1 protein-coding gene is annotated in these 1,193 nt (G+C 40.4%); it reads left to right on the top strand.

What is annotated here, in order from left to right:
* The first annotated feature begins 670 nt into the window (after positions 1-670).
* Positions 671-955 carry an RNA-binding protein gene (locus GNE10_RS34650; protein WP_073642669.1) on the top strand — a complete coding sequence of 95 codons (285 nt, stop codon included), beginning with the start codon at positions 671-673 and terminating at the stop codon, positions 953-955.
* The last annotated feature ends 238 nt before the right edge of the window (positions 956-1,193 follow it).

Genomic DNA, 1,193 nt, shown 5'->3' with positions numbered 1-1,193 from the left:
CCCCTGCCCCCTGCCCCACTCCCTTGCTATCTTTTCATGTCAAACTCAGCCAAGCAAAAACTTGGCTGGCAATGGTCATAAAAAGATAGCATAAAAGGGAATATTTTAATTGTGCGTTAGCGATCGCCTACAATCTGAGAGCAAAAATAAACCCACCATGCCGTTGAAATTTGTCTTGTGTCAATTTATACGGAATGATTGCGGTTTGTAATATAGTTGGATTTGTAGCCGCTAACTCACTTAGGGACTTGCAAACAAAAAAATATTCCATAGAAGACTGTTGACTGTCAACGACCCCAAGCGCAATAATTTATTTTTTAGAGTTCCCTTAGCATCAAAGGCAATTATTTGGTTGAGTATAGTCCCTCTAATTTTTGCTCTGGAGGGAATTTAATTTTTGCAAACTACCTCAGTAGCGATCGCAATTCGCAGAACTAACAACTGAGGTTAATGAGAGTTTGTCAAATCTAGTACTTTGAAAAACGTCACAATCAGTTATTATATGAGCGTATGTGTAAGTTCAGCTCATGCTACCTGATTTACTGCTCCCCTCGAACATTCATCAAACTATTGCTGAATCAGAGAGGAATATGCAATATTTGTTTGCAATTTTGTTAAATCTGTTTTCTGCTGAACTCATCGCTATTTGTTGAAAATTACCTGATCTGACATGACTATTTACGTTGGAAATCTCTCCTACCGCGCTACTGAAGCAGACTTAAGAGCAGTGTTTGCAGACTACGGCGAGGTCAAAAGAGTTGTCTTACCTACTGACCGCGAAACAGGACGATTGCGGGGCTTTGCTTTTGTTGATATGAATGAAGATGCTCAAGAGGACGCAGCCATCACAGAATTAGATGGTGCAGAATGGATGGGCCGTCAACTGAGAGTTAACAAAGCTAAACCACGAGAAGATAATCCACGAGGTAGCTGGTCTAAAAAACAAGATTTTTAATAAAGACGAGTTTCTAGTGTAGCAAATTATTTCTTGGTCATCAAGACTAAGTAGCTAAAATTAACTAGAAACAATTAGCCAAGAAACAACTTGATGGAACTACGTCCGACCAGTCGGGATTGGTTAAAAATATCACGACTAGTAGTCCGTCAAGTCAACTTTGCTGGGTGAGGGCAGGGGAAAGGGAAAGGGTTAAAGGGTAAGGGATTTAAAACCTTTCCCCTTTCCCCTTTCCCCT

Origin of the sequence: Nostoc sp. 2RC (assembly GCF_014222165.1) — a bacterium.
Lineage (GTDB): Bacteria > Cyanobacteriota > Cyanobacteriia > Cyanobacteriales > Nostocaceae > Nostoc > Nostoc linckia.
The sequence above is the reverse complement of the archived record's forward strand: the minus strand, read 5'-3'. Positions and strand labels throughout refer to the sequence as shown.